Source organism: Kitasatospora putterlickiae (genome assembly GCF_039527695.1).
In the GTDB taxonomy this organism is placed as follows: domain Bacteria; phylum Actinomycetota; class Actinomycetes; order Streptomycetales; family Streptomycetaceae; genus Kitasatospora; species Kitasatospora putterlickiae.
The window spans coordinates 1-1132 of the sequence record NZ_BAAAKJ010000528.1; the positions used below are offsets into that span (position 1 = coordinate 1).

The following is a 1132-nucleotide window of genomic DNA, read 5'->3' on the forward strand; positions in this document are numbered from 1 at the left end:
CGGCCGCCGAGGCGGCGCTGAGCGCCACCGACGCCGGGCAGCGCGCGGACGACCACGAGCGCCGCACCGCCGCCCTGCTCGCCGAGGTCGGCCACCTCGCCACCGAGCGCGTCGCCACCGCCGCCCTGCGGCTGAGCCACCCCCACGTGCCGATCGCCGGACCACTGGACGCCGCCGCCGTCGGCCCGGACGCCGTCCAGGCCCTGCAGGCCGTCCTGGACGCCGCCGCGGCCGCCGTCACCGACGAGCGGGAGCGGGTCGACGCCGCCGCCCGCTCCGCGATGCGCGGCGCCACGTCCAAGATCCAGACCCTGCTCTACCAGATCCAGAGCCTGGTCCAGCAGCTCCAGCACGACAACGACGACCCCCGGCTGCTGGAGGTCGACTTCCGCAACGAGGTCGCGCTGCGCCGGATCCAGACCGTCGCCGTGCTCTGCGAGGCCTGGCCGGGCCTGGCCCGCACCGACTCGCCGCTCGCCGAGGTGGTGGTCGGCGCGCTCTCCCGGGTGCCCGGCTACGCCCGCGTCAAGGTCGCCAACCACCTGCGCGAGGACCGGCTCGCGGTGGTCGCCCGCGCCGCCGAGCCGGTGGCCATCGCCGTCGCCGAACTGCTCGCCAACGCCACCGCGTACTCGCACCCGGAGACGGACGTCCCGGTCACCGTGCAGCAGGGCGGCCGGGGCGCGCTGGTGATCGTCGACGACAGCGGCATCGGCATGGAGGAGGACCAGCTGCGCCGGGCCCGCCGGCTGCTGGCCGGCCCGCCCGAGGTGCTGCTCACCGAGCTGGGCAACCCGCCCAAGACCGGCTTCGCGGTGGTCGGCAAGCTGGCCCGGCAGTACGGCTTCTCCTGCCACGTCGAGCCGTCCCCGTACGGGGGCATGCGGGCGCTGGTGCGGATCCCGGCCGCGCTGCTGACCGTGGTGGACGGGGAGCAGCCGCTCTCGGTGCTCACCCCGCTGCCGCTGCGCGCCGGGCCCGCCCCCGTCCCGGCCGCCGGCCGCGGCCGCGAGGGCGCCCCGGCGATCCGGGTCGTCCCGCCGGTGCCGGACACCCCGCAGGAGCCGGGTCCGTCGAGCGTGCCGCCGGTGCACGCCGTCCCGCCGGTGCGCGCGGTACCGGACGGGCCCGC

1 protein-coding gene is annotated in these 1132 nt (G+C 78.0%); it reads left to right on the plus strand.

Features of this window, described 5'->3' with window-relative positions; all coding sequences use genetic code 11:
* The coding region (locus ABD308_RS38765; RefSeq protein WP_344345721.1) for an ATP-binding protein at positions 1 to 1132 on the plus strand (1132 nt) is incomplete at both ends.